The 21,773-nt window shown below is 61.9% G+C and carries 22 protein-coding genes and 1 tRNA gene; 19 read left to right on the forward strand and 4 right to left on the reverse strand.

The window, feature by feature from the left end; translation table 11 throughout:
- Position 1: 1 nt before the first annotated feature.
- Entirely contained in the window at positions 2 to 448 is a 447-nt protein-coding gene (locus LPA34_RS21460) for a DUF3619 family protein (protein WP_228981994.1), read from the reverse strand.
- Positions 445 to 1,008, reverse strand: a complete 564-nt coding sequence (locus LPA34_RS21465; protein ID WP_228982000.1) for an RNA polymerase sigma factor — start codon at positions 1,006 to 1,008, stop codon at positions 445 to 447. The genes LPA34_RS21460 and LPA34_RS21465 overlap by 4 nt, the downstream gene beginning before the upstream one ends.
- Positions 1,009 to 1,358: 350 nt before the next feature.
- On the opposite strand from LPA34_RS21465, the gene LPA34_RS21470 reads away from it, so the two are divergent.
- The 6 genes from LPA34_RS21470 (at position 1,359) to LPA34_RS21495 (ending at position 8,387) form a co-directional block, all read left to right on the forward strand.
- Positions 1,359 to 3,122: an acetolactate synthase 3 catalytic subunit gene (locus LPA34_RS21470; RefSeq protein ID WP_228982003.1), complete on the forward strand. Its 1,764-nt coding sequence runs from the start codon at positions 1,359 to 1,361 to the stop codon at positions 3,120 to 3,122.
- Positions 3,123 to 3,237: 115 nt separating this feature from the next.
- Positions 3,238 to 3,729: an acetolactate synthase small subunit gene (gene ilvN / locus LPA34_RS21475; protein ID WP_228982006.1), complete on the forward strand. Its 492-nt coding sequence runs from the start codon at positions 3,238 to 3,240 to the stop codon at positions 3,727 to 3,729.
- Positions 3,730 to 3,769: 40 nt separating this feature from the next.
- A complete protein-coding gene (gene ilvC / locus LPA34_RS21480) occupies positions 3,770 to 4,858 on the forward strand; it encodes a ketol-acid reductoisomerase (protein WP_267478178.1) in 1,089 nt (362 codons plus the stop codon).
- 140 nt (positions 4,859 to 4,998) lie between these two features.
- Entirely contained in the window at positions 4,999 to 5,637 is a 639-nt protein-coding gene (locus tag LPA34_RS21485) for a phosphatidylserine decarboxylase (RefSeq protein WP_228982010.1), read from the forward strand.
- Between the two features lie 20 nt (positions 5,638 to 5,657).
- Positions 5,658 to 6,524 carry a CDP-diacylglycerol--serine O-phosphatidyltransferase gene (gene pssA / locus LPA34_RS21490; RefSeq protein ID WP_228982013.1) on the forward strand — a complete coding sequence of 289 codons (867 nt, stop codon included), beginning with the start codon at positions 5,658 to 5,660 and terminating at the stop codon, positions 6,522 to 6,524.
- Between the two features lie 318 nt (positions 6,525 to 6,842).
- The gene (locus LPA34_RS21495) at positions 6,843 to 8,387 is read left to right on the forward strand and encodes a 2-isopropylmalate synthase (protein ID WP_228982019.1); all 1,545 of its coding nucleotides are present in this window, start codon (positions 6,843 to 6,845) and stop codon (positions 8,385 to 8,387) included.
- An 83-nt stretch (positions 8,388 to 8,470) separates the two neighbouring features.
- On the opposite strand, the gene LPA34_RS21500 is transcribed toward LPA34_RS21495, so the two are convergent.
- Complete coding sequence (locus tag LPA34_RS21500; RefSeq protein WP_228982022.1) at positions 8,471 to 9,088, reverse strand: carbonic anhydrase; 618 nt, start codon at positions 9,086 to 9,088, stop codon at positions 8,471 to 8,473.
- Between the two features lie 87 nt (positions 9,089 to 9,175).
- Positions 9,176 to 9,745: a hypothetical protein gene (locus LPA34_RS21505; protein WP_228982024.1), complete on the reverse strand. Its 570-nt coding sequence runs from the start codon at positions 9,743 to 9,745 to the stop codon at positions 9,176 to 9,178.
- Positions 9,746 to 9,945: 200 nt separating this feature from the next.
- On the opposite strand from LPA34_RS21505, the gene LPA34_RS21510 reads away from it, so the two are divergent.
- The 13 genes from LPA34_RS21510 to nuoF all read left to right on the forward strand — a co-directional run bounded on the left by LPA34_RS21510 (position 9,946) and on the right by nuoF (position 21,725).
- Positions 9,946 to 11,205, forward strand: a complete 1,260-nt coding sequence (locus LPA34_RS21510) for a branched-chain amino acid ABC transporter substrate-binding protein (protein ID WP_228982034.1) — start codon at positions 9,946 to 9,948, stop codon at positions 11,203 to 11,205.
- 178 nt (positions 11,206 to 11,383) lie between these two features.
- Positions 11,384 to 11,656, forward strand: coding sequence for a 30S ribosomal protein S15 (gene rpsO / locus LPA34_RS21515; RefSeq protein ID WP_025496081.1), 273 nt, complete (start codon positions 11,384 to 11,386; stop codon positions 11,654 to 11,656).
- 301 nt (positions 11,657 to 11,957) lie between these two features.
- Entirely contained in the window at positions 11,958 to 14,099 is a 2,142-nt protein-coding gene (pnp, locus tag LPA34_RS21520; protein ID WP_228982036.1) for a polyribonucleotide nucleotidyltransferase, read from the forward strand.
- A gap of 130 nt (positions 14,100 to 14,229) precedes the next feature.
- The gene (locus LPA34_RS21525) at positions 14,230 to 15,246 is read left to right on the forward strand and encodes an NAD(P)H-quinone oxidoreductase (protein ID WP_228982038.1); all 1,017 of its coding nucleotides are present in this window, start codon (positions 14,230 to 14,232) and stop codon (positions 15,244 to 15,246) included.
- A gap of 128 nt (positions 15,247 to 15,374) precedes the next feature.
- Positions 15,375 to 16,157, forward strand: coding sequence for a triose-phosphate isomerase (gene tpiA, locus LPA34_RS21530; protein WP_228982040.1), 783 nt, complete (start codon positions 15,375 to 15,377; stop codon positions 16,155 to 16,157).
- Between the two features lie 97 nt (positions 16,158 to 16,254).
- Positions 16,255 to 16,632 (forward strand): preprotein translocase subunit SecG, encoded by a 378-nt coding sequence (gene secG, locus LPA34_RS21535; protein ID WP_228982042.1) that lies wholly within the window; start codon positions 16,255 to 16,257, stop codon positions 16,630 to 16,632.
- Between the two features lie 113 nt (positions 16,633 to 16,745).
- Positions 16,746 to 16,830, forward strand: a tRNA-Leu gene (locus LPA34_RS21540).
- 170 nt (positions 16,831 to 17,000) lie between these two features.
- Entirely contained in the window at positions 17,001 to 17,360 is a 360-nt protein-coding gene (locus LPA34_RS21545) for an NADH-quinone oxidoreductase subunit A (RefSeq protein WP_090531360.1), read from the forward strand.
- A gap of 62 nt (positions 17,361 to 17,422) precedes the next feature.
- Positions 17,423 to 17,902 carry a NuoB/complex I 20 kDa subunit family protein gene (locus tag LPA34_RS21550; protein ID WP_006052903.1) on the forward strand — a complete coding sequence of 160 codons (480 nt, stop codon included), beginning with the start codon at positions 17,423 to 17,425 and terminating at the stop codon, positions 17,900 to 17,902.
- Between the two features lie 24 nt (positions 17,903 to 17,926).
- A complete protein-coding gene (locus LPA34_RS21555; protein WP_228982043.1) occupies positions 17,927 to 18,529 on the forward strand; it encodes an NADH-quinone oxidoreductase subunit C in 603 nt (200 codons plus the stop codon).
- Positions 18,530 to 18,538: 9 nt separating this feature from the next.
- Complete coding sequence (locus LPA34_RS21560) at positions 18,539 to 19,792, forward strand: NADH-quinone oxidoreductase subunit D (RefSeq protein ID WP_228982045.1); 1,254 nt, start codon at positions 18,539 to 18,541, stop codon at positions 19,790 to 19,792.
- 122 nt (positions 19,793 to 19,914) lie between these two features.
- Positions 19,915 to 20,400: an NADH-quinone oxidoreductase subunit NuoE gene (gene nuoE, locus LPA34_RS21565; RefSeq protein WP_228982047.1), complete on the forward strand. Its 486-nt coding sequence runs from the start codon at positions 19,915 to 19,917 to the stop codon at positions 20,398 to 20,400.
- The gene (gene nuoF / locus LPA34_RS21570; protein WP_228982049.1) at positions 20,397 to 21,725 is read left to right on the forward strand and encodes an NADH-quinone oxidoreductase subunit NuoF; all 1,329 of its coding nucleotides are present in this window, start codon (positions 20,397 to 20,399) and stop codon (positions 21,723 to 21,725) included. The genes nuoE and nuoF overlap by 4 nt, the downstream gene beginning before the upstream one ends.
- The last annotated feature ends 48 nt before the right edge of the window (positions 21,726 to 21,773 follow it).

Raw genomic sequence — 21,773 nt, forward strand, 5'->3', positions numbered from 1 at the left:
ATCAGCGCGCGCGCGACAGATACGCGTTGAACCCGTGATCCAGGTACGCGTTGAGCGGCAGATCGTCGCTCAGCATGGCGGCGTCGATATCGGCGAGTTCGGCGGTGCGCTGCAGGTCTTCCCAGTAGGCAATGCCCACGAGGCTCACGACCAGCGCGGCGAGCGGCCAGGCAAGCGCGAAACGGCGCAGCGGCGAGCGGCGCGGCTTGCCGGCAGTACCGGATTCCGGCGACGGCGCGTGAGCCGCCATGCCGGCGGCAGCGCCGGCGAACGCGGGCGCGAACACCGGCACCGTTGCCGGTTCGGGTTTCTTGCGGGCGAGCGCGGTCCGGCGCGCCGCGGCGAGCCGGTCGACGGTGGCGGACGGGAGAGCGGCAGTCGTTTCGTCGAGCGCACGACGCAGCTGCCGCGCAAACTCGAGTTCTTTTGTATCGGGAGCGGAGCTCATAGCGTGATTCCTTTGGCCCTGAGCGCTTGCGCCAGCGTGTGGGTGGCCCGCGAGCAGTGCGTTTTCACACTTCCTTCGGAGCAGCCCATGGCGGCGGCGGTCTCAGCGACATCCATATCTTCCCAGTAACGCATGAGAAACGCCTCCCGTTGACGTGCAGGTAATTTCTGGATTTCTTCGTCTATCAGCTGCAGGACCTGTTCGCGCGCGAGGCGCTGCTCACTGCTCTCCGCCGCGGCCGATCCTTCCTGGGCTTCGAACGTTTCCAGCAGATCGAAATCGTCGTCATCGGCGCCGCCGAGCGAGGAAAACAGGCTGACCCACGTATTGCGCACCTTCTGCCGGCGGAAGTGATCGTGCATCGTATTCTGGAGAATACGCTGAAACAAAAGGGGAAGTTCGGCTGGAGGACGGTCGCCGTATTTTTCGGCGAGCTTGATCATCGCGTCCTGCACGATGTCGAGCGCGGCGTCATCATCCCGCACGGCGTAGACCGTCTGCTTGAATGCGCGCCTCTCGACGCCCGCCAGAAAATCGGCGAGTTCCTTGTCTGATGCCATCCGTTTGGGGGTCGGCGCAGCGGGCGTGCGCGTAATAGATCGAAAAATGTCGTAAAACCCGCGGATGCTAACAAACTTTTGCCCGCACCAGGGAAAAGAGGGCCACCGCCGCTCACGACGGTAAAACGTGCCTGCCCGCTCCCCGGGGCATGCCGCGCCGCGGAAATATCTGCTTGACCAATATCGTGACAGCAGATATCGTCAGCGGTTCGCAACATAAGTGACTTGTCTCATTTGAGGTGTGGCCCAAGAAGCTCACCTGTCAAACTGGACGCGCCGCTTGAACCCGAGCCACAAGCCCGGCAGAGAGCACCCGATCAATTTTTTGCCGAAAATTCGAAAGGTGAACAATGAATATGCCCAGCGCGGAATTCTCCACGTCGGATACGACTCCCCATCACGAAACTGGCTCTATCGGCGCCACCGTGCTCATGAAGGCACTGGCCGACGAAGACGTCGAATTCATCTGGGGCTATCCCGGCGGCTCGGTACTCTACATTTACGACGAGCTGTACAAGCAGGACAAGTTCCAGCATATCCTCGTGCGTCACGAGCAGGCTGCGGTTCACGCCGCTGACGCCTACGCACGCTCGACCGGCAAGGTCGGCGTCTGCCTCGTGACCTCTGGCCCCGGCGTCACCAATGCGGTGACGGGCATCGCCACCGCCTATATGGATTCGATTCCGATGGTCGTGATCAGCGGGCAGGTTCCGACCGCCGCGATCGGCCAGGATGCGTTCCAGGAGTGCGATACGGTCGGCATCACGCGTCCGTGCGTAAAGCACAACTTCCTCGTGAAGGACGTGCGCGACCTCGCCGCCACCGTCAAGAAAGCGTTCTTTATCGCCCGTACCGGCCGGCCTGGTCCCGTGCTGATCGACATTCCGAAAGACGTGTCGAAGATGCCCTGCCAGTACGAGCCGCTCAAGTCGGTCGCGCTGCGCTCGTATAACCCGGTGACTAAAGGCCACTCCGGCCAGATCCGCAAGGCGGTTGCGCTGCTGCTGTCCGCGCAGCGCCCGTATATCTATACCGGCGGCGGCATCATTCTCGCGGATGCGTCGCGTGAGCTGAACCAGTTCGCCGATCTGCTCGGTTACCCGGTCACGAATACGCTGATGGGTCTGGGCGGCTATCGCGCGAGCGACAAGAAATTCCTCGGCATGCTCGGCATGCACGGCACGTACGAAGCCAACATGGCGATGCAGCACTGCGACGTGCTGATCGCGATCGGCGCGCGTTTCGACGACCGTGTGATCGGCGATCCGGCGCACTTCGCGTCGCGTCCGCGCAAGATCATCCATATCGACATCGATCCGTCTTCCATCTCCAAACGCGTCAAGGTCGACATTCCGATCGTCGGCGACGTGAAGGAAGTGCTGAAGGAACTGATCGAGCAGCTGCAGACGGCCGAGCATGGCCCCGACACCGCGGCGCTCGCCGACTGGTGGAAGGACATCGAAGCCTGGCGCTCGAAAGACTGCCTGAAGTTCGACCGCAAGAGCGACATCATCAAGCCGCAATACGTGGTGGAAAAGGCGTGGGAGTTGACCGACGGCAATGCCTTCGTGTGTTCCGACGTCGGCCAGCACCAGATGTGGGCGGCGCAGTTCTACCGCTTCAACAAGCCGCGTCGCTGGATCAATTCCGGCGGGCTCGGCACGATGGGCTTCGGCCTGCCGGCGGCGATGGGCGTGAAGATGGCGCACCCGGATGACGACGTGCTCTGTATCACGGGCGAAGGCTCGATCCAGATGTGCATCCAGGAACTGTCCACCTGCAAGCAGTACAACACGCCGGTGAAGATCATTTCGCTGAACAACCGCTATCTGGGCATGGTGCGCCAGTGGCAGCAGATCGAATACAGCAAGCGCTACTCGCATTCGTACATGGATGCGCTGCCCGACTTCGTGAAGCTCGCCGAAGCCTATGGCCACGTCGGCATGCGCATCGAGCGCACGGCGGATGTCGAACCGGCGCTGAAGGAAGCGCTGCGCCTGAAAGATCGCACGGTGTTTCTCGATTTCCAGACCGATCCGACCGAAAACGTCTGGCCGATGGTTCAGGCCGGCAAGGGCATCACGGAGATGCTCATGGGTTCGGAAGATCTATAACGACCGTTTCTGACGCTGGCTTCGTCGCGCGCGCCTTCACAAAGGGCGGCAGCGGACGAAGCGGCGCGAACCGGCCCGCATACATCGATACATCGACATCTGGAAGAAGCGAAACATGAGACACATTATTTCAGTCCTGCTGGAAAACGAACCGGGCGCGCTGTCACGCGTGGTGGGTCTTTTCTCGGCACGCGGCTACAACATTGAAACCTTGACGGTGGCTCCGACCGAAGACCATTCGCTGTCGCGCATGACCATCGTTTCCATTGGCTCGGACGACGTGATCGAACAGATCACGAAGCATCTAAACCGCCTGATCGAGGTGGTGAAAGTGGTCGACCTTACCGAGGGCGCCCATACCGAGCGAGAGCTGATGCTGATCAAGGTAAGGGCGGTCGGCAAGGAGCGTGAGGAGATGAAGCGGATGTCGGATATTTTCCGCGGCCGCATCATCGACGTCACCGAAAAGACCTACACGATCGAATTGACGGGCGCGAGCGACAAGCTCGATGCCTTCATCGAAGGGCTCGACGCTACCGCGATTCTCGAAACGGTCCGCACGGGCAGCTCGGGGATCGGACGCGGCGAACGCATTCTGAAGGTGTAACGCCGTTTGCATCGATCACGGCCGGATGAGCGCGCTGTCCATGACGCGAATCCGGCCAGCAGCACACAACACGCAGTACCTGAATCTCTCTGAATATCGCCAAGGAACGAACATGAAAGTTTTCTACGACAAGGACGCCGACCTCTCCCTCATCAAAGGCAAGCAGGTCACCATCATCGGTTACGGCTCGCAAGGCCATGCACACGCGCTGAACCTGAGCGAAAGCGGCGTGAACGTGACGGTGGGTCTGCGCAAGGGTGGCGCATCGTGGAGCAAGGCTGAGAACGCCGGCCTGAAGGTCAAGGAAGTGGCCGAAGCCGTGAAGGGCGCGGACGTCGTCATGATGCTGCTGCCGGACGAGCAGATCGCCGAAGTCTACGCAAAGGAAGTCCATGCGAACGCGAAGCAGGGTGCAGCCCTCGCATTCGCGCACGGCTTCAACGTGCATTACGGCCAGGTGATTCCGCGTGCGGATCTGGACGTCATCATGATCGCGCCGAAGGCACCGGGACACACGGTTCGCGGCACGTACTCGCAAGGCGGCGGCGTGCCGCACCTGATCGCGGTCGCGCAGGACAAGTCGGGCGCGGCCCGTGACATCGCGCTGTCGTACGCAGCGGCAAACGGCGGCGGCCGTGCCGGCATCATCGAAACGAACTTCCGCGAAGAAACGGAAACCGACCTGTTCGGCGAACAGGCCGTGCTGTGCGGCGGTACGGTCGACCTGATCAAGGCTGGCTTCGAAACGCTGGTGGAAGCGGGCTACGCGCCGGAAATGGCGTACTTCGAGTGCCTGCACGAACTGAAGCTGATCGTCGACCTGATCTACGAAGGCGGCATCGCGAACATGAACTACTCGATCTCGAACAACGCCGAATACGGCGAGTACGTGACGGGTCCGAAGATCGTGACGGCCGAAACGAAGAAGGCGATGAAGCAGGTTCTCACCGATATTCAAACGGGCGAGTACGCGAAGAGCTTCATCATCGAAAACCGCGCTGGCGCGCCGACGCTGCAATCGCGTCGCCGTCTGACGGCTGAGCACCAGATCGAAACGGTCGGTGCGAAGCTGCGCTCGATGATGCCGTGGATCGCTGCGAACAAGCTCGTCGACCAGTCGAAGAACTAGGCCAGCGTTGCATTCGTCCGGTTTGTGCGTCCGCAGCAATCGCGGGCGCATCGCCGGATGGTCCCAAAAGCCGTCCAGGTGTGATGAACCCTGGGCGGCTTTTGCTATCCTACGGTTTTACAAAAATACTGAAGCCACTCATGAATTACCCTCATCCGATCATCGCGCGCGAAGGCTGGCCGTTCATCGCCATCGCGGCCGTCGTTGCGTTGTTGATCCATGCCATCGCGGGGTTCGGCTTCGCATGGCCGTTCTGGCTGATCCTGATTTTCATCGTCCAGTTTTTCCGCGACCCGGCTCGCCCGATTCCCACGCAGGCCAATGCCGTGCTGTGTCCCGCCGACGGCCGCATCGTCACTGTCGAAACGGCGCACGACCCGTACGCCAACCGCGAAGCGCTGAAGATCAGCGTGTTCATGAATGTGTTCAACGTCCACTCGCAACGCTCGCCAGTGGATGGCGCGATCTCGAAGGTCGAATATTTTCCGGGTGCTTACCTGAACGCCGCAGTCGATAAAGCTTCGCTCGAGAACGAGCGCAATGCGCTGGTGATCGAAATGGCAAGCGGCCAGACGGTCACGTCGGTGCAGATCGCGGGTCTCATCGCACGCCGGATTCTTTGCTATGTGCGTGCGGGCGAACCGCTCACGCGCGGTCAGCGCTATGGCTTCATCCGTTTCGGTTCGCGTGTCGACGTGTATCTGCCGGTGGGCAGCCGTCCGCGCGTATCGATTGGCGAGAAGGTGTCTGCCTCGTCGACGATCCTCGCTGAACTATAACGCGGCACAAGGAGGTTTCGATGGCCGCATTCAAACCGCGTCGACCGCGCAGCGCCGGCCCGCAGCCCCGGCCTTTCCGCCGCAAGAAGCCGATGCCGGAACCGGGTGTCGTCGACAGCCGGCGTGCCGCGCGCCAGCAGTTCCTGCGCAAGCGCGGTATCTATCTGCTGCCGAACGCCTTCACGACCGCCGCGCTGTTCTGCGGCTTCTTCGCCGTCGTGCAGGCGATGAACGTGCGCTTCGAAGTCGCGGCGATCGCGATTTTCGTGGCGATGGTGCTCGACGGCATGGACGGCCGGGTTGCGCGCATGACGCATACGCAGAGTGCGTTCGGCGAGCAGTTCGACAGCCTCTCGGACATGGTGTCGTTCGGCGTCGCGCCGGCGCTCGTGATGTACGAATGGATACTGAAGGACCTCGGCCGGTGGGGCTGGCTTGCGGCATTCGTGTACTGCTCGGGTGCGGCGCTGCGGCTGGCGCGCTTCAACACGAACATCGGCGTGGTCGACAAGCGCTTCTTCCAGGGCATGCCGAGCCCGGCCGCCGCGGCGCTGATCGCGGGCTTCGTGTGGCTCGCCACCGATAACCGCGTGCCGCTGAAGCTCGTCTGGCTGCCGTGGGTCGCGTTCGTGCTGACGATCTATGCAGGCGTGACGATGGTGTCGAACGCGCCGTTCTACAGCGGCAAGGCGCTCGACGTGCGGCATCGCGTGCCGTTCGGCGTGATCCTGCTGGTCGTGATGGCGTTCGTGCTGGTGTCGTCCGATCCGCCGTTGATGCTGTTCGGCCTGTTCGTCCTGTACGGGCTGTCGGGCTACGTGTTCTGGGGCTATCAGGCGCTTCGGGGCCGGGCGAACCCGGCCCGTTCGTCACAGCGCGATCACTGAAACCGGCCTGGTCGGCAGGAAGGCAGGACAAAAGCGGCGGCTCGAGGGCTGCCGCTTTTCGTTTCGGGCGCCGGGTGCGGCGCTAATTGCGCGATTTCCGGATTGCCGCTATAGTCGCTGACATGGTTATTTTCACATTCCCCTTCCTGTCTCTTCAAGCCGGTGCGCCCCTATGCGCACTAGTGCTAGCGCGCCTGCCGCGCTGACCGTTTTCGCCCTCCGTCTGCCTCGTCTGTTGTTTAGCGTCGCCAGCGGTGGCGCAAACACCCGAATTCCGTATCTTCATTCCCACATTTGATTGAGTCCCGGAGACCCGACATGGCAGACAAGCTGATCATATTCGACACGACCTTGCGCGACGGCGAGCAGTCGCCCGGTGCGTCGATGACCAAGGAAGAAAAAATCCGTATCGCGAAGCAGCTCGAACGGATGAAAGTGGACGTCATCGAAGCCGGTTTCGCCGCCAGTTCGAACGGCGATTTCGATTCGATCCACACGATCGCGTCGATGATCAAGGACAGCACGATCTGCTCGCTCGCCCGCGCGAACGACAAGGACATCCAGCGTGCCGCCGATGCGCTGAAGCCCGCCAGCCACTTCCGCATTCACACGTTCATCGCGACGTCGGCGCTGCACATGGAAAAGAAGCTGCGCATGACGCCGGACCAGGTGTTCGAGCAGGCAAAACTCGCGGTGCGTTTCGCGCGCAAGTTCACGGACGACGTCGAGTTCTCGCCGGAAGACGGCAGCCGCACGGATATGGACTTCCTGTGCCGCGTGCTCGAAGCGGTGATCGCCGAAGGCGCGACCACGATCAATATCGCCGACACGGTTGGCTACGGCGTGCCGGAACTGTACGGCAAGCTCGTGAAGGATCTGCGCGAGCGCATCCCGAACTCGCACAAGGCGGTGTTCTCCGTGCACTGCCACAACGACCTCGGCATGGCCGTGGCGAACTCGCTGGCAGGCGTGCAGATCGGCGGCGCGCGTCAGGTCGAGTGCACGATCAACGGTCTCGGTGAGCGTGCGGGCAATACGTCGCTCGAAGAGATCGTGATGGCCGTGAAGACCCGCAAGGATTACTTCGGCCTCGATCTCGGCATCGATACGACGCAGATCGTGCCGGCGTCGAAGCTCGTGTCGCAGATCACCGGTTTTGTCGTGCAGCCGAACAAGGCGGTGGTGGGCGCGAACGCGTTTGCACACGCATCCGGCATTCACCAGGACGGTGTGCTGAAGGCGCGCGACACGTACGAAATCATGCGGGCCGAAGATGTGGGCTGGAGCGCGAACAAGATCGTGCTCGGCAAGCTCTCGGGCCGTAACGCATTCAAGCAGCGTCTGCAGGAACTCGGCATTTCGCTCGAAAGCGAAGGCGAACTGAACACGGCGTTCGCGCGCTTCAAGGAGCTGGCCGACCGCAAGTCGGAAATTTTCGACGAAGACATCATCTCGATCGTGACGGAAGAATCTGCCGAAGCTCACGAAAAGGAACATTACAGGTTCGTTTCGCTGTCGCAGCACTCGGAAACGGGCGAGCAGCCGCACGCGAAGATCGTGTTCTCGATGGAAGGCAAGGAAGTGACCGGCGAAGCGCGCGGCAACGGTCCGGTCGACGCCACGTTGAACGCGATCGAAACCGAAGTGGGGAGCGGCTCGGAACTGCTGCTTTACTCGGTGAACGCGATCACGACGGGCACCCAGGCGCAGGGCGAAGTGACGGTGCGTCTGTCGAAGAGCGGGCGCATCGTGAACGGCGTCGGCACCGATCCGGATATCGTCGCGGCTTCCGCGAAAGCGTATATCTCGGCGCTCAACAAGCTGTACTCGAACGTCGACAAGCTGAATCCGCAGCGTTCGTAACGTCATTGACCGCGGGGCGTCGATCCGCGCTTTCCGTGTGTACGTTCAGACGAAACCCCGTGCCCCATAAGGGCACGGGGTTTTCAGTTTCCGGGGTCGCGTTGCGCGTCGCCCGGGTAGCCGGATGCGACGACCTTGATGCGTCCGTCGTCGAGCGAGAAGATCCAGCCATGCACGAGCGGCGCCGGCTGGCTTTCGCGCACGATGTCGGTGTCGCGCAGCCGCTGAACCTGCTCCAGCACGTTCAGTTCGGCGAGCCGGTTGAGGCGCGCATCGTCGGACGGCTGAGCGTCCAGTTCGTCGTGGTGCGCATGGGCCAGCGCGCGCAGCGGCGCGATGCGCCGGTTGACGTGCGGCAGCTCCGGCGACGGCGGCAGCAGCGCCGCCCGCACGCCGCCGCAACCATAGTGACCGCAGACGATCACGTGCCCGACCTTCAGCACGCGCACGGCGTATTCGAGCACGCTCGAACAGTTGTCGTCGTCGGGCGGAAAGAGATTCGCGATGTTGCGATGGACGAACAGGTCGCCCGGCTGGCAAAGCGTGATGGTCTCGGCGGGAACACGGCTGTCCGAGCATCCGATCCATAGAACCAGCGGGTTTTGTCCCCGCGACAGGGCCTGGAAAAAATGCGGCTCGCGGGCAACCGTTTCATCGGCCCATTCGGTATTGGCGGCCAGCATCTGTCTGGGAAGGGTCATCGAAAGCGCCTCCGTATCGGCCGACGATATACAGAAAAGCCGCCTCAGGGGCGAGGCGGCCTGTGTGTGCATGCTACCGGGATACGATCAGAAGAGGCCGCGGCGATCCGGATCGTGCAGCGGGTCCGGGCTTTTCTGGGTGGTCCGCAGGACGCCCTGGTCGTCGAAGTAGAAGCTGAACATCATGTACCAGACGTTGTCCTCGAGGTACCGGTAGGTCCAGACCTCACGTTTCATCAGCGGGAAATACGACGTTTCGACCGGGCGGCCGAAGTTGACGAGCACATCGTCGCGCGTCCATTTGCCGACCTCGGCGCGGTAGAACTCGTTGGGCTGGAGCACCTGGCGCACGGACAGGATCTTGCCGGCGGCGTCGACGTCCGCGGCGGTGGTGGTTTCGCCCATCGGCTGGGTGGGCCACATCAGGCGCCGGCTGCCGTTCGGCAGGTCATAGGTTTCCCGTGGCGGGCCGAGGCGGGTGATCAGGGTCGACTGGTCTTCGCCCGGCTGGAACTGCTGCCACGGTTGCGCGCAACCCGTGAGCATCACGGCGCCGAAGCAGGCGCACGCGAGCGCCGCACGGCGCAACCGGCCGGCGCGTGCTGGCTGCGTTGTCGTCCCGCCGGGGGCAGGCACGGTGAAGAGGCGGTTAAGCATGGGTTCCTCCGGTGGCATTCTGGTGGCCTCACGTTATGTGTTCTGTCAGGAAGCCACGGTATTTTGACACGCGGCGCGGCAAAAGATTTGTCCGCGCTGCGTGACGGCGCGCGAACTTGGGGTGGGCGGCGCCCTTGCCCGGTGACGTGCACGCCTCTATGATCCGCGCTTCGGATGAATCAATCGCGGTGGGAGTAACGATGGTGGCGAACTGGATACGAACGGCGCTGGGCGCGCTCGCGGCAGTGTCGGTGACGCTCGCGCACGCCGGCGGCGAACCCGTGCGTCTCGCGCTGATCGAGGGCATGTCCGGGCCGTTTGCCAACGCGGGCGCGGCGGTGGAGCGGAACCTGCGGCTCGGCGTCGAGCGCGTGAACGCGGCGGGCGGCGTGAAACTGAAGGATGGCGCGCATCCGCTCGAACTCGTCGTGCTGGACAGCAAGGGCAGCGCCGAAGAAGCGCTTGTGCAACTGCGGGCAGCCGCCGACCAGCATATCGGCTACATCCTTCAGGGCAACAGTTCCGCGGTCGCCGCGGCGCTGCTGGGCGCGATCGAAAAGCAGAACGCCCGTGAACCGGACAACCGCGAACTGCTGCTCAACTATTCCGCCGACGATCCCGCGCTTACCAACGCGAACTGCAGTTTCTGGCACTTCCGTTTCGACGCCCACATCGGCATGCGCATGGATGCGCTCGCCGATGTGATCCAGCGCGACCCGTCCGTGAAGAAAGTCTACTTGCTGAACCAGGATTACAGTTTTGGCCACGACGTCAGCACGCTCGCGCGCGAGGCGCTGAAGGCGAAGCGGCCGGATATCGGCATTGTCGGTGACGAATTCCATCCGATCGGCCGGGTGAAGGATTTCGCGCCTTACATCGCGAAAATCCGCGCGAGCGGCGCGGACGCGGTCGTGACGGGCAACTGGGGCAACGATCTGACGCTGCTCGTCAAGGCGGCGCGCGAGCAGGGGCTCAACACGAAGTTCTACACGTTCTACGGCAACAGTCTGGGCGCGCCGGCGGCACTGGGCGACGCGGGCGTCGGCCGGGTCGTGGCGGTCGCCGACTGGCATCCGAACGCGGGCGGCGCCGCCTCGGACGCGTGGTACAAGGCGTTTCGCACCCGTTTTCCCGCTGCCGCCGACGACTACCCCGTGTTGCGCATGGAAATCATGATCGAGATGCTGGCTTCAGCGATGAACAGTGCGGCAAGCGCCCGGCCGGAGGCGGTCGCGAAGGCGCTGGAGGGCAGGACGTTCGACAACGGCTTTCACGCGTCGTGGATGCGCGCAGCGGACCACCAGTTCATCCAGCCCCTTTATGTGATGGAAATGGAGAAGGCAGGCACGCCAGGTGTGCGTTTCGACAATGAAGGTTCCGGCTATGGCTTTCGCACCGTGCTGGCACTGCCGGCGGCACGCACTGAGCCATCCACTGTGTGTCGCATGAAACGCCCCTGAACGCTCGCGAACGCCCGTGAGCACGCCGGGCGTGCCTTTGGGGCGGATTCCCGTTGCAAGGGGCTGTAAGGGAAGGGTTCGCGGGCCGTTTGGGCTGTGCTACAATACGCCCCTCGTTGTACCCCCACGGCACGGCCTTTCTTCCGTGACCGCCTGTTCAGTAATCAAGGAAATCAATATGTCCGCAGTTGAAACAAGCAAGAAGTCCGACGTCGTCGCGCAATTCGCGCGCGCAGCAAACGACACGGGCTCCCCCGAAGTTCAGGTCGCGCTGCTCACGACCCGTATCAACGAACTGACCGTTCACTTCAAGGCTCACACGAAGGATCACCACAGCCGCCGCGGCCTGCTGCGCATGGTGAGCCGCCGTCGCAAGCTGCTCGACTACCTGAAGGGCAAGGACGCTGACCGTTACCGCGCGCTGATCGAGAAGCTGGGTCTGCGTAAGTAATCGGGTTGGTCTCTCAGCAAGATGCCTGTGTCAGTCAGCTGATACAGGCATTTTGTTTTTGAACGATGCGCTTCATGTGAGGTGCATCGAGGCGTCATCCGCGATGCGCATGGAAGATCATGCGGTGGGTGACCAGAACACGACCGGGCCTCAGGGCAGAGTTTTGTGTCATTCCAGCGGTTCGCGCGAGAAAAGCGTGGTTCTCTGGAATGGCATAACACTTCTCTTCCCATGTGGCACCGGTTCTGGCGTTGCCGCGCCGCTGTCCGTCCGCGCGGCATAACGAAGAAAAGGAGTGACTATGTTCAACAAGATCGTCAAAGAATTCAAATGGGGACAACATAACGTTCGCCTCGAGACGGGTGAAATCGCCCGCCAGGCAAGCGGTGCTGTGCTCGTCGATGTCGAAGATACCGTGGTGCTGGCCACCGTTGTCGGTGCCAAAACGGCAAAGCCGGGTCAGGATTTCTTCCCGCTGACCGTCGATTACCTCGAAAAAACCTATGCCGCCGGCAAGATCCCGGGTGGCTTCTTCCGTCGCGAAGGCCGTCCGTCGGAAGGCGAAACGCTGATTTCGCGCCTGATCGACCGTCCGCTGCGCCCGCTGTTCCCGGAAGGCTTCTACAACGAAGTTCAGGTCGTGATCCACGTCCTGTCGCTGAACCCGGATGTTCCCGCTGACATTCCCGCGCTGATCGGCGCGTCGGCGGCGCTCGCTATTTCCGGTCTGCCGTTCAACGGCCCGGTTGGCGCAGCACGCGTGGCGTGGATCAACAACGAATACGTGCTGAACCCGACGCGTCCGCAAATGAAGGAATCGGCGCTCGACCTGATCGTCGCCGGTACGGAACGCGCGGTGCTGATGGTGGAATCGGAAGCGCAGCAACTGAGCGAAGAAGTGATGCTCGGCGGCGTGGTGTTCGGCCACGAACAGATGCAGATCGCGATCGACGCGATCCATGAGCTTGTCCGCGAAGGCGGCAAGCCGGAATGGGACTGGAAGCCGGCCGCGAAGAACGAGCCGCTGATCGCGCGCGTGACGGAACTGGCGCAAGCCGACCTGCTCGCCGCTTACCAGTTGCGCGACAAGCAGGCGCGTTCGACGAAGCTGAAGGAAGTGTACGCAGCCACGTCGGCAAAGCTGGAAGAAGAAGCGGCTGCGGCCGGCACGGTTGCGGCCGACAAGGCCTCCGTCGGCAACGTGCTGTTCGACATCGAAGCGAAGATCGTCCGTACGCAGATCCTGAACGGCGAGCCGCGTATCGACGGCCGCGACACGCGCACGGTGCGTCCGATCGAAATCCGTACCGGCGTGCTGCCGCGTACGCACGGCTCGGCGCTCTTCACGCGTGGCGAAACGCAGGCGCTGGTTGTCGCGACACTCGGCACGAAGGGCGACGAGCAGAACATCGACGCGCTCGAAGGCGAGTACCGCGAACGCTTCATGCTCCACTACAACATGCCTCCGTTCGCGACCGGCGAAACGGGGCGCGTCGGTTCGCCGAAGCGCCGCGAAATCGGTCACGGCCGTCTGGCCAAGCGTGCGCTGGCCGCGTGCCTGCCGGGTGCCGACGAATTCGGCTACTCGATTCGCGTCGTGTCGGAAATCACGGAATCGAACGGTTCGTCGTCGATGGCTTCGGTGTGCGGCGGCTGCCTCGCATTGATGGACGCCGGCGTGCCGATGAAGGCGCACGTCGCCGGCATCGCGATGGGCCTGATTCTCGAAGGCAACAAGTTCGCGGTGCTGACCGACATCCTCGGCGACGAAGATCACCTCGGCGACATGGACTTCAAGGTGGCGGGTACGGAGCAAGGCGTGACCGCGCTGCAGATGGACATCAAGATCCAGGGCATCACGAAGGAAATCATGCAGGTCGCCCTCGCGCAGGCGAAGGAAGGCCGTATGCATATCCTCGGCAAGATGACATCGGCTGTTTCGGGTGCGAACACGGAACTGTCGGAATTCGCGCCACGCATGATCACCATCAAGATCAATCCGGAAAAAATCCGCGATGTGATCGGCAAGGGCGGTTCGGTGATCCGCGCGCTGACCGAGGAAACCGGCACGACGATCGATATTTCGGACGACGGCGTCGTGACGATCGCAAGCACGAGCAGCGAAGGCATGGCCGAAGCGAAAAAGCGCATCGAAAACATCACGCTGGAAGTCGAAGTCGGTCAGGTGTATGACGGCACGGTGCTGAAGCTGCTGGATTTCGGTGCGATCGTGAACATCCTGCCGGGCAAGGACGGTCTGCTGCATATCTCCGAGATCGCGAACGAGCGCATCAAGGACATCAACGACTACCTGAAGGACGGCCAGCACGTGAAGGTCAAGGTCATTCAGACGGACGAGAAGGGTCGCGTGCGTCTGTCGGCCAAGGCGTTGCTGAACGAAGCACCGGCTGGCGCGCCGCAAGACGAGCCGACGCCGCAGTAATGCGTTAGCAGGATGACGGCCGGTGGCGTGAATGCGCGCCGGCCGTTTTTCATGGAGGATGGATTGCACTGCCAGCCGTGCGGCACCTGCCGGGCTGGCAGTGCAATCCACACCTTTGGAGGTGATGCAGATGAAAGCTGTCGAGATTACCGAATTCGGCGCACCGGATGTCCTGAAGCTGGCCGAACGGCCGATGCCGGAACCGAAAGCGGGCGAAGTGCTGATCAAGGTGGCGGCGTCGGGCATCAACCGTCCGGACGTGTTCCAGCGCAAGGGCGCGTATGCGCCGCCGCACGGCGCGTCCGATCTGCCGGGGCTGGAGGTCGCGGGCGAGATCGTCGGCGGTTCGATCGACGAACGGCATAACCCGTTCGGCCTGAAAGTGGGCGATCGTGTGTGTGCGCTGCTCGCGGGCGGCGGTTACGCGGAATACGCCGTGGCACCGCTGGCGCAATGCCTGCCGGTGCCGAAGGGTTTGACGGACATCGAGGCAGCGTCGCTGCCGGAGACGTTCTTCACGGTGTGGAGCAACGTGTTCGATCGCGCGAAGCTGGGCGCGGGCGAGGGCGGCGCGAACGAAACGTTCATGGTGCAGGGCGGCTCGAGCGGCATCGGCGTGACGGCGATCCAGATCGCGCATGCGCTGGGTTTTCGCGTATTCGCGACGGCCGGCTCGGACGACAAATGCCGTGCGTGCGAAGAACTGGGTGCCGAACGGGCGATCAACTACAGGACTGAGGATTTCGTCGAAGTGGTGAAGTCGCTGACGAACGATCGCGGCGTCGACGTCATTCTCGATATGGTGGCCGGGAGCTACGTTCCGCGTGAGCTGACAGCACTCGCCAATGGCGGCCGCCTCGTGCTGATCGCGTTGCTCGGCGGGGCGAAGGCGGAGGTGAACCTGAGCGACATCCTGCGCCGCCGTCTGACGATTACCGGTTCGACGCTGCGTCCGCAACCGGTCGAATTCAAGGCGGGGATCGCGGCGAACCTGAAAGAGCATGTGTGGCCCCATATCGAAGCGGGCCGTATCAAGCCGGTTGTGCATCGCGTGTTTCCGGCCGCGCAGGCTGCCGACGCGCACGCACTGATGGAAAGCAGTGCCCACGTCGGCAAGATCGTACTGAATTGGGGCGCGGATGTTTAATCCTGCTGGTTTGACCCGATCCGTCAACGCACAGTAAAATTACATGTTTTGCGCTCGACGCACGATTCACGGATGCTAAAAGACGGGCCGACGCGTAGTTCGAGCCTGTCTCACGACAAGACGAGACAATGTCGAAACAACGAGCGAAAGCAGTAGTCGGTAACTGGAAGATGTTCGGTCGTCTGGCCCATAACGCGAGCCTGATGAAGGCCGTGGCACAAGGTGTCGCCGCTTTGCCGGAAGGCCTCCTTGTGGGGCTGTGCGTGCCGTGTCCGTATCTTTCGCAGGCGCAGTCGCTGCTTGAGGGCTCGCGTGTGGCGTGGGGCGTGCAGGATGTCTCCGCGTTCACCGAAGGTGCCTACACGGGCGAAGTTGCCGCAGACATGGCTGCCGATTTTGGCGCGAAGTTTGCGATTGTCGGCCACTCCGAGCGTCGTGCGTATCATCGCGAAAGCGCTGAACTGGTGGCGGCAAAGACGCAGCGTGCGCTCGAAGCGGGATTGATACCGATCGTCTGCGTCGGCGAAACGCTCGAACAGCGTGATGCGGGCGAAACGGAGGCGGTCGTCGGCGCACAGATCGACGAGGTGCTTGCGAAACTTTCGCTGGAAGAAGCGCTTCGTATCGTGGTGGCGTATGAGCCGGTCTGGGCGATTGGCACGGGCAAGAGCGCGACGGCTGTGCAGGCGCAACAGGTGCATGCGTTTTTGCGCGGGCGTCTTGCCGCGAAAGACGCGGCAGTGGCTGATGTACACGTGCTCTATGGCGGTAGTGTGAAGCCCGACAATGCGGAAGAGTTGTTCCGTCAGCCGGATATCGATGGTGGCCTGATCGGCGGCGCATCGTTGAAAGACAAGGATTTCCTGGCGATCTGCAACGCGGCGCAAGCCGTGATGGCCGACGCGGCGTAAGCCGCTCAGGCCGGGCAGGACGTCCGGGCGAGGCAGGCCCATTGCGTGCACCACACATGGTGTTGCGCGGTTAAATAAAGACTCTCAGGTGAGTGTGATGCTGTATTTGAAAACGTTGATCATCGTCGTTCAATTGCTGTCGGCGCTTGGGGTCATTGGCCTTGTGTTGCTGCAGCACGGCAAGGGCGCCGATATGGGTGCCGCATTTGGCAGCGGCGCGTCGGGCAGCCTCTTCGGCGCGACGGGCTCGGCAAACTTTTTGTCGCGCACCACGGCCGTACTTGCTGCCATATTTTTCGTCTCGACACTGACGCTCACGTACCTCGGTTCGGATCGTTCGAGGCCGTCGGCAGGCCTGCTTGGCGCGGCTGCGACGGCGCCGGCTGCGGCATCGGCCGCATCGGCTCCGGTGGCTGTGCCGGCTGCAATCCCGGCTTCCGCTGCGTCCGCTCCGGGCCAGGATGTACCGAAATAAAATTTTCGGATCAAACGCTTTTTGTGCGTTGAACAAACTGTTTAAACCAGTTACAATTCAAGTCTTGAAGCGATTCGCGGGTTTTATAGCTTGTTTTCCCGGATTGCAGTAGTGCCGACGTGGTGAAATTGGTAGACACGCTATCTTGAGGGGGTAGTGGCGAAAGCTGTGCGAGTTCGAGTCTCGCCGTCGGCACCAATGTTATCTAATGCCAGCCGATTGCTTTTGCTTCGGCTGGCATTTTTACTTCTGGCAGGCTGCTTGCCGTTTGCTTGCATTGCAAAGCAGGCCGAAGTAATTGGATGTCAGGAAGATGCGGCAAGCTGCGCTCCCTGACCACATTCAGAACCAACCGATTGAGGATAGTCTTGAACCTCGCAGCCTATTTCCCCGTCCTGTTGTTCCTTATTGTTGGAACCGGCTTAGGCGTGGCACTGGTCAGTATCGGCAAGATCCTCGGCCCCAACCGGCCTGACACCGAGAAGAACGCACCGTACGAGTGCGGCTTCGAGGCATTCGAAGATGCGCGCATGAAGTTCGATGTGCGCTACTACCTGGTTGCCATTCTCTTCATTATTTTCGACCTTGAGACCGCGTTCCTGTTCCCGTGGGGCGTTGCCCTGCGCGATATCGGCTGGCCCGGCTTCATGGCGATGATGATTTTCCTGCTCGAATTCCTGCTTGGCTTCGCCTACATCTGGAAGAAGGGCGGCCTCGATTGGGAATGACAGATTAATCGCCGGTTTGCGTGGGTGGCACGGCTTGCCGCCCCGTCTGGAGTGGAAAGCAAATGAGTATCGAAGGGGTCTTGAAGGAAGGGTTTGTCACCACTACGGCTGACAAGCTGATCAACTGGACGCGCACCGGCTCGCTGTGGCCGATGACGTTCGGTCTCGCGTGTTGCGCGGTCGAGATGATGCATGCGGGCGCTGCCCGTTATGACCTCGACCGTTTCGGTGTGGTGTTTCGTCCGAGTCCGCGTCAGTCGGACGTGATGATCGTCGCCGGCACGCTGTGCAACAAGATGGCGCCCGCCCTGCGCAAGGTCTACGACCAGATGGCCGAGCCGCGCTGGGTGATTTCGATGGGTTCGTGCGCGAACGGCGGCGGCTATTACCACTACTCGTATTCGGTGGTGCGCGGCTGCGATCGCATCGTGCCGGTCGACGTCTACGTGCCGGGTTGCCCGCCCACGGCTGAAGCGCTGGTCTACGGCGTGATCCAGCTTCAGGCGAAGATCCGCCGCACCAATACCATCGCCCGTCAATAAGGCCAACGCCTCTTCCCCCACTATATGGCAAGCAAACTCGAGACTCTCAAAGCGAACCTCGAGGCGGCCTTTGGCGGCCGCCTGCTGAGCGTCACCGAAGCAATCGGTGAGCTGACGATCGTCGTCAAGGCGAGCGATTACCTCGAAGTGGCAACGCGCCTGCGCGACGACAAGTCGCTCGGCTTCGAGCAGTTGATGGACCTGTGTGGCGTCGACTACCAGACGTACGGCGACGGTACCTACGAAGGCCCGCGTTTCGCGGCCGTGCTGCATCTGCTGTCGGTGGCGAACAACTGGCGTCTGCGTGTGCGCGTGTTCGCGCCGGACGACGAAGTGCCGTTCGTCGCATCGGTTGTCGATATCTGGAGTTCCGCCAACTGGTACGAGCGCGAAGCGTTCGACCTGTACGGCATCGTCTTCGAAGGTCACCCGGACCTGCGCCGGATCCTGACCGACTACGGCTTTATTGGCCACCCGTTCCGCAAGGATTTCCCTGTTTCCGGTTACGTCGAAATGCGTTACGACCCGGAAGAGAAGCGCGTCGTCTACCAGCCGGTGACGATCGAGCCGCGGGAAATCACGCCGCGCGTGATCCGTGAGGATCGCTATGGCGGTCTGAAACACTAAGAGAACGCCATGGCAGAGATCAAGAACTACACGCTCAACTTCGGCCCGCAGCATCCGGCCGCGCACGGTGTGCTGCGCCTCGTGCTCGAACTCGACGGCGAAGTGATCCAGCGCGCCGATCCGCACATCGGCCTGCTGCACCGCGCGACCGAAAAGCTCGCTGAAACCAAGACCTTCATCCAGTCCGTGCCGTACATGGACCGTCTCGACTACGTGTCGATGATGGTGAACGAGCATGGCTATGTGATGGCGATCGAAAAGCTGCTCGGCATCGACGTGCCGATCCGCGCGCAGTACATCCGCGTGATGTTCGACGAAGTGACGCGCGTGCTGAACCACCTGATGTGGATCGGTGCGCACGCACTCGACGTCGGCGCAATGGCGGTGTTCCTGTATGCGTTCCGCGAGCGCGAAGACCTGATGGACGTGTACGAGGCAGTGTCCGGCGCACGGATGCACGCGGCGTACTACCGTCCGGGTGGTGTCTACCGCGATCTGCCTGACGCAATGCCGCAATATAAGGCGTCGAAGATCCGCAATGCGAAGGCGCTCTCGAGGATGAACGAGAACCGTCAGGGTTCGCTGCTCGACTTCATCGACGATTTCTTCACGCGTTTCCCGAAGTGCGTCGACGAGTATGAGACTCTTCTGACCGACAACCGGATCTGGAAGCAACGTCTCGTCGGTATCGGCGTGGTGAGCCCGGAGCGTGCGCTGCAACTCGGCATGACCGGTGCGATGCTGCGCGGTTCGGGCATCGAGTGGGATCTGCGCAAAAAGCAGCCGTATGAAGTCTATGACAAGATGGACTTCGATATTCCGGTTGGCGTGAACGGCGACTGCTACGACCGCTATCTGGTGCGCGTCGAGGAAATGCGTCAGTCCACGCGCATCGTGAAACAGTGTATTGAGTGGCTCCGGAAGAATCCGGGTCCGGTGATGGTCGACAATCACAAGGTTGCGCCGCCGTCGCGCGTCGGCATGAAGTCGAACATGGAAGAGCTGATTCACCACTTCAAGCTCTTCACGGAAGGCTTCCACGTGCCGGAAGGCGAGGCGTATGCGGCGGTCGAGCATCCGAAGGGCGAGTTCGGCATCTATCTGATCTCGGATGGCGCGAACAAACCGTATCGCCTGAAGATCCGCGCGCCGGGTTATGCGCACCTGTCCGCGCTCGATGAAATGGCGCGCGGTCACATGATCGCCGACGCTGTGACGATCATCGGTACGCAGGACATCGTGTTCGGCGAAGTGGATCGCTAGGCGATTTTCATAACGGCGCGCGCGGTCCCTCGCGCGTCAAGCAAAGGAACGCCGGGTCTGTCGCAGCAAGCAATGAGCGGCAGGTTTTCGTTCGGTAGGAATTGAAAGAGTCGTGTCTGAAAATGATCTCAGCTGAAGGCCTGAAAGAAATCGATCGTGCGATCGCGAAGTATCCCGCCGATCAGAAACAGTCCGCCGTGATGTCGGCGTTGGCCACTGCTCAGGAAGAGCATGGCTGGCTGTCGCCCGAAATCATGCAGTTCGTGGCGGACTACCTTGGCATGCCCGCGGTTGCCGTGCAGGAGGTTGCGACCTTCTACACGATGTACAACACGTCGCCGGTCGGCAAGCACAAGATCACGCTCTGCACGAACCTGCCGTGCCAGCTCGGCCCGGACGGCGGCTCTGAGAGCGCCGCCGAATACCTGAAGCAAAAACTCGGTATCGATTTCGGCGAGACCACCGCGGACGGCAAATTCACCCTGAAAGAGGGCGAGTGCTTTGGTTCGTGTGGCGATGCGCCGGTGCTGCTCGTGAACAATCATCGTATGTGCAGCTTCATGAGCCGCGAGAAGATCGACCAGCTGCTCGAGGAGCTTTCGAAATGACGTCTTTACACGATCGTCACATCAAACCGCTGATTCTCGCCGGCCTGAACGGCGACAACTGGCATCTCGAAGATTACGTCGCGCGCGGCGGCTACAAGCAGCTGCGCCGCATTCTGGAAGAAAAGATTCCGCCCGAGCAGGTGATCGCCGACGTGAAAGCGTCGGGTCTGCGCGGCCGTGGCGGTGCAGGTTTCCCGACCGGCTTGAAGTGGAGTTTCATGCCGCGTCAGTTCCCGGGGCAGAAATACCTCGTCTGCAATTCGGACGAAGGCGAACCGGGTACGTTCAAGGACCGCGATATCCTGCGCTGGAACCCGCATTCGCTGATCGAAGGCATGGCCATCGGTGCGTACGCGATGGGGATCACGGTCGGCTACAACTACATCCACGGCGAAATCTGGGAAACCTACAAGGTCTTCGAAGAAGCCCTTGAGGAAGCGCGTCGCGCGGGTTTCCTCGGTGCGAACATCATGGGTTCGGGCTTCGCGTTCGAGCTGCATGCGCATCACGGTTACGGTGCCTACATCTGCGGCGAGGAAACCGCGCTGCTCGAATCGCTCGAAGGCAAGAAGGGTCAGCCGCGTTTCAAGCCGCCGTTCCCGGCGAGCTTCGGCGTGTATGGCAAGCCGACGACGATCAACAACACCGAGACGTTCGCGGCCGTGCCGTTCCTGCTGGAAATCGGCCCGCAGGCGTACCTCGAACTGGGCAAGCCGAACAACGGCGGCACGAAGATCTTCTCGATCTCCGGCGACATCGAACGTCCGGGCAACTACGAAGTGCCGCTCGGCACGCCGTTCGCGACGCTGCTGGAACTTGCCGGCGGCATGCGCGGCGGCCAGAAGATCAAGGCCGTGATCCCGGGTGGTTCATCGGCGCCGGTGATTCCGGGCGAGATGATGATGAACACCGATCTCGACTACGACTCGATCGCGAAGGCCGGCTCGATGCTCGGTTCCGGCGCGGTGATCGTGATGGACGAGACACGTTGCATGGTGCGCTCGCTGCTGCGCCTGTCGTACTTCTATTACGAAGAGTCGTGCGGTCAGTGCACGCCGTGCCGCGAAGGCACCGGCTGGCTGTATCGCGTCGTACATCGCATCGAACACGGGCTCGGCCGCCAGGAAGATCTGGACCTGCTGAACTCGGTCGCTGAAAACATCATGGGCCGCACGATCTGCGCGCTCGGCGATGCGGCGGCGATGCCGGTGCGCGGCATGCTGAAGCACTACTGGGATGAATTCGCATACCACGTCGAGCACAAGCACTGCATGGTTGGCGGTCACACCGGTGCGGCCGCGGCCAGAGAAACAGTAGCCGCTTGAGCGAAACAGCCGAAGCGGAGCAACGCTAAAGCACCAGCCGCGGGGATT

Origin of the sequence: Paraburkholderia gardini, assembly GCF_907164575.1 — a bacterium.
Taxonomy (GTDB): domain Bacteria; phylum Pseudomonadota; class Gammaproteobacteria; order Burkholderiales; family Burkholderiaceae; genus Paraburkholderia; species Paraburkholderia gardini.

Bases quoted from the DNA above. Each gene is read 5' to 3' on its own strand.
- ilvN (WP_228982006.1), top strand. From the start codon at position 3,238: ATGAGACACATTATTTCAGTCCTGCTGGAAAACGAACCGGGCGCGCTG.
- LPA34_RS21505 (WP_228982024.1), bottom strand. From the start codon at position 9,745: ATGCTTAACCGCCTCTTCACCGTGCCTGCCCCCGGCGGGACGACAACG.
- LPA34_RS21555 (WP_228982043.1), top strand. From the start codon at position 17,927: ATGGCAAGCAAACTCGAGACTCTCAAAGCGAACCTCGAGGCGGCCTTT.
- LPA34_RS21510 (WP_228982034.1), top strand. From the start codon at position 9,946: ATGGTGGCGAACTGGATACGAACGGCGCTGGGCGCGCTCGCGGCAGTG.
- LPA34_RS21550 (WP_006052903.1), top strand. From the start codon at position 17,423: ATGAGTATCGAAGGGGTCTTGAAGGAAGGGTTTGTCACCACTACGGCT.
- LPA34_RS21495 (WP_228982019.1), top strand. From the start codon at position 6,843: ATGGCAGACAAGCTGATCATATTCGACACGACCTTGCGCGACGGCGAG.
- LPA34_RS21525 (WP_228982038.1), top strand. From the start codon at position 14,230: ATGAAAGCTGTCGAGATTACCGAATTCGGCGCACCGGATGTCCTGAAG.
- pnp (WP_228982036.1), top strand. From the start codon at position 11,958: ATGTTCAACAAGATCGTCAAAGAATTCAAATGGGGACAACATAACGTT.
- nuoE (WP_228982047.1), top strand. From the start codon at position 19,915: ATGATCTCAGCTGAAGGCCTGAAAGAAATCGATCGTGCGATCGCGAAG.
- LPA34_RS21460 (WP_228981994.1), bottom strand. From the start codon at position 448: ATGAGCTCCGCTCCCGATACAAAAGAACTCGAGTTTGCGCGGCAGCTG.
- LPA34_RS21465 (WP_228982000.1), bottom strand. From the start codon at position 1,008: ATGGCATCAGACAAGGAACTCGCCGATTTTCTGGCGGGCGTCGAGAGG.
- rpsO (WP_025496081.1), top strand. From the start codon at position 11,384: ATGTCCGCAGTTGAAACAAGCAAGAAGTCCGACGTCGTCGCGCAATTC.
- LPA34_RS21470 (WP_228982003.1), top strand. From the start codon at position 1,359: ATGAATATGCCCAGCGCGGAATTCTCCACGTCGGATACGACTCCCCAT.
- ilvC (WP_267478178.1), top strand. From the start codon at position 3,770: ATGACGCGAATCCGGCCAGCAGCACACAACACGCAGTACCTGAATCTC.
- pssA (WP_228982013.1), top strand. From the start codon at position 5,658: ATGGCCGCATTCAAACCGCGTCGACCGCGCAGCGCCGGCCCGCAGCCC.
- nuoF (WP_228982049.1), top strand. From the start codon at position 20,397: ATGACGTCTTTACACGATCGTCACATCAAACCGCTGATTCTCGCCGGC.
- tpiA (WP_228982040.1), top strand. From the start codon at position 15,375: ATGTCGAAACAACGAGCGAAAGCAGTAGTCGGTAACTGGAAGATGTTC.
- LPA34_RS21560 (WP_228982045.1), top strand. From the start codon at position 18,539: ATGGCAGAGATCAAGAACTACACGCTCAACTTCGGCCCGCAGCATCCG.
- secG (WP_228982042.1), top strand. From the start codon at position 16,255: ATGCTGTATTTGAAAACGTTGATCATCGTCGTTCAATTGCTGTCGGCG.
- LPA34_RS21485 (WP_228982010.1), top strand. From the start codon at position 4,999: ATGAATTACCCTCATCCGATCATCGCGCGCGAAGGCTGGCCGTTCATC.
- LPA34_RS21500 (WP_228982022.1), bottom strand. From the start codon at position 9,088: ATGACCCTTCCCAGACAGATGCTGGCCGCCAATACCGAATGGGCCGAT.